Annotated in this window: 2 protein-coding genes; one reads left to right on the forward strand and one right to left on the reverse strand. The window is 58.3% G+C overall.

Features of this window, described 5'->3' with window-relative positions; all coding sequences use genetic code 11:
- The first annotated feature begins 110 nt into the window (after positions 1–110).
- Positions 111–1,775 (forward strand): hypothetical protein, encoded by a 1,665-nt coding sequence (locus C4334_RS14440; protein ID WP_352432793.1) that lies wholly within the window; start codon positions 111–113, stop codon positions 1,773–1,775.
- A 50-nt stretch (positions 1,776–1,825) separates the two neighbouring features.
- Here C4334_RS14440 and C4334_RS14445 read toward each other — a convergent pair whose 3' ends face one another.
- Positions 1,826–3,103 carry a hypothetical protein gene (locus C4334_RS14445; RefSeq protein WP_352432794.1) on the reverse strand — a complete coding sequence of 426 codons (1,278 nt, stop codon included), beginning with the start codon at positions 3,101–3,103 and terminating at the stop codon, positions 1,826–1,828.
- Between the last annotated feature and the right edge of the window lie 925 nt (positions 3,104–4,028).

Genomic DNA, 4,028 nt, shown 5'->3' on the forward strand with positions numbered 1-4,028 from the left:
CCGGCCGCCAGAAAAATTCTACTCCGCCTTCATGTAAGGCGCAAGAAAGGAGGCAGGGCGGCGCTCCTCCCCAGGCCTAAAGGCCGGGGTCTCCGCGCCGCCGCGATCGGATGAGGAAATTTCGCAAGATCACGGCTTGGATTGCCGCCGCGCTGCTTCTGCTCTGTTTTTGGGTCTGGTGGAACCGCCCGCGCCCGATCGATGTGGCGACGCGCGTTCCATCCGAAGCTTTGGTCTATGCGGAAGCCGACGATCTGCCTCAACTCTTGGAAAACTTGACCACGGTCGAGCCTTGGCGCGCGATCTTGGGCCGAGGCGCGCGACGCTTATCTTGGTGGGGACGTACGCTCGCTTGGATCGGTGTCGGGCGCGCACGCGACGTCGTTTTGGCTCGTTCGCAGGTAGCGTTCGTTGTGCTCGACATAGAGACCGACGGCGGCGGCGACGCGCTCAACGTCAAACCAAGCGCGGCGCTCGTGGCCGAAACGCACACGAGCGAGTGGCGGACGCGAAGCGCCGTCGAAGAGCTTGTCGGCGAGCTAGCGCACCGCGTCTATGGCGCGCCAGGCGTAGAACGAAACGAGAACGAAGATGGGTTGACCATTACTTGGACGGCACCGACCGGTCACAGTCGCCTCATCGCCAATGTTTCGGGCAGCGCGGTCGTCATCGGCAACGATGAACAAGCGATCCAAACCTGCATCGCCGTGCGGCGCAGAGAGCACCGTAGTTTGGCTGAGGAAACGCGCTTCGACGCGGTGCGCCGCCGATTCACAGATCGCACGGCGCTTGCTTTCGGCTACGTCTCGCCGCGCGGCGCAACGGAAATCGCTAAGATCCTCGCCTTGACCTACGCGGCGCGCATGTCGGATGACCCGCGCGCGCAAAGCGCTGCGGCCATCATCTTGCCGCAATTGGCCGGAAAGATCTTGCGCGATGCGGCGTGGAGCATGCGCGTAGCTGATGGCGAGATCGAAGATGATTATCTCTTTGCACTACCGGACGAACTGGCGAGCCGAATCGGTCAAGCCTTTTCCCCATCACACGAACCGGTTCACAGCGCCGAACGGCTGCTGCCTGCGGATACGTACCAACTGACACGCTACAACTACGCGGATCCGGCGGCTGCTTGGGAAGGACTGAAGTCAGCCATCGCTTCGCAATTGGACCGACTCATCGAACCGCTTGCCGGGCGCGTCCTCGATGCCGCTTTGAAGCCTTACGGCATTGAATCGCCGCGCGATTTCCTGCGCGCTGCTGGCTCGGAGATTGCGACGGCGCAGATTCTCGCTGACGATCAAGCGCGGGTGCTCATTGCACGCGTCAAGGATGAAGCAACGCTGCGCGCAGAAGTGCGTCGCCACTTGAAGACCTTTCGTCGTGAAACGCTCGGCGATGTCGAGTTGCTCGTTTCAACGGATGATGAGCGTGGAGCAGCGTGCTTCGTTGATGGCTACTTGATCCTCGGGCGCGAAGAGGACGTGCGACAGTGCGTGCGCGCGCGCGCTGCTGGTCGGACCATGGCTGCTGATGAAGCTTTTCGGCGGGCGGCGCGCGTTGCGGCAAATGAACAGGCCTTGATCGCAACCTATACGCGAGAGCGCGAGTCCATGCGTGAACTGGCGCACATCCTAGGGCGTGACGAACTAGTTGCCTCTTCCGCCTACGCCATCGCGACGACGCAGCTGACAGCAGAGGGCTTTCGCCGTCGCACCCGGTCTTCGCTTGGTCTTCTCGGCGCCGTCCTCACGCAAGTAATTCCAACAGCACCTTGAGCGTTTTGATGAAGACGCCGCTGGCGATCAACGGCAAGCTCGGCCTTTCTTCAATCGAATATCTTGCGCGCCATCGCATCGCTCGACAGCAGGTCGGTTTCTGTAGGCGGCTCGAATGGATGATCGGCGAGGACGAGGCGCATGTTGACTTGTCGGAAGAGCGTCTCCAGATAGATCGAAAACCGATGCAGCACCGGAATCAACTCCGACACCCCGCGCGCCGTTGTGACCTCTTCGATGAAACGCTCCAAACTCTCCCAATCCTTGTACATCAAAAAGCGCATGCTCCCGCGACGAAAAGCTTCCAGACTCTCAACGAGCTTGCTCGTCGCAAGGTGATGACGCTCGCGCTCGAGGCGCCGAATTATTTGCGATAAGGTCCAAATATCCCGCCGCAAACACAACGATTGTTCGAGCCTCGTCTTGTACGAAGCGAAAAGCTCTGCGCCGTTGATCGTCGCGTCGAATAGCTGCGCCACTCCGACGGTGGTTTGCTGAAAACAATCGCACAACAGCCCGGTCGCGTCCTCGACGCGCGCGTAGATCTCGGAGGCGTCGCGCGATTCCGCCACGCCGATGAGTTCATGTGTGAAGACTTTATTGAGTTCCATGCTCATGGCATATGCGCTCGCGTCGAGCGCATCGAAAATGTGCGCGTCGAGCCCTTGGCTGTGCAAGGCGCGCGTCTCAATGAACGAGACCAATTGCCGCGCCTCCTTGTGAATCAAAGTGAAGATTGGCAGCACGACCTTCAAAGGGCGATCCTTTTCCAATTCGAGCTCGATGAGCCGTTGCCAACCAAGCATGCGCGCTAACGAGACAAAGATCAAACGCAAATCATCCCTCAGCCAAGGATGAGCAACCGACCTGACCGCAGCGCGCAAACGCGGATGAACCTCTTCCTCTTCGGCATGAACCGCTATTGCCAATGAGTTTGCAACTGCAGATCGTTCCCATACACGGCAAACGAACGCGCCCTTCAAACTCTCCCAGACACGCGCGTTCGCTCGTTCAACCGTCTCACACATGACGGCGAACTCGCCGAGAGCTTCTCGCAAGACGTCGCCCGAAGCATCACGAACGCTGCCGACGGCCAACAAACGAAGCGCACGCTGCGCCGCTTGTCGCAAGATGCTCAGTTCATTCGTCAGATCAAGCTTCGCTTCGGACGTATTTCGGCGCGGGTGAAGACTAAGATCGAAGAAACTTTCAATGGCGCGCAACCACGTCAGCCAAGCACGCGATCTCTCTTCGGCTTCGATGGGAGATATGACCGGCCCGCTTGTCCGCTCTTCAAGGCGGCGATTTGAGACTTTAGTGGCGCTCATAAACCTTCAGGAGACGCCTCGTCAAGGCGCCTGTGCAAAACGATTTTAAACACGAATCCAGTTTCTGGCAAAATGTTTTTTAACAAAACGCCCCTTTCATCTTGCGAAGTCCCGTGATTGCAAAAACTTACTTTTTCTCGCGGACCCTCCAAACACAGCTCTTCGCCCGGCAAACAGCCTGCACCGCCGGGCGCGACGCAAGACCAGATTTGTGGCGGCGAGCGAGTTTGGTCACCCAAAGGCGTAATACCAAATTGTCTTGAGTCGTAAACGGCGGGTGATAGTGGTGACATGGCTGGAGGGCACCTGCACACCTGCATATTGACTGGCGTGAAGAGAATGAAACCTTGTTGCTCTCCTTTGACGGAACCTTGAACTCAAAACCCTTTACCATGCCCTCCAGCAGGGCTATGCCATGCGAGCAGTCGCTATGCCCCTTGGGGTGACATCTTGCTTCGTGCAGTTTTATGTGTGGCGCTATCTTGTGTCCGAAGTGATTTTTTGGGGGCGGGTGCGGGGATTGAGGAGGAGATAAGGGCGTTGGATGTAGGGCATGGGGAGCTAGCTGCAGAGCGCGGACGTTTGCGCCGGCTAGTGTGATGGGCTCGGGTTGTGGACGCCTTGAACGCTCTGAAGCCAACTGAGTTTCATCCATGAACGATCTGTGTAATCACCGAAAGCCTCTGCGCAGGGAGATTTAGCGCCGCTCCCTCGTTCTCTCCTCAGCAGCGCCCGCTTGGTCGCAGGCATCACCCCACACGGCGCTCTTCTCCAAAATCCCCGCAAAACAGGCGCCTCGGGAATCACCAGGAAACTTTTTCCGCCAATCGCCGATAATAATTCTTAGAAGGCCAAATTTCTGGCCAGACTCTGGCATGTTTTGGCACAGCTAGAGCGCTCAACCAACGGTCAAGCCTCCAGTTCC

The organism is Pyrinomonas sp. (genome assembly GCF_040289685.1).
Classification (GTDB): Bacteria; Acidobacteriota; Blastocatellia; order Pyrinomonadales; family Pyrinomonadaceae; genus Pyrinomonas.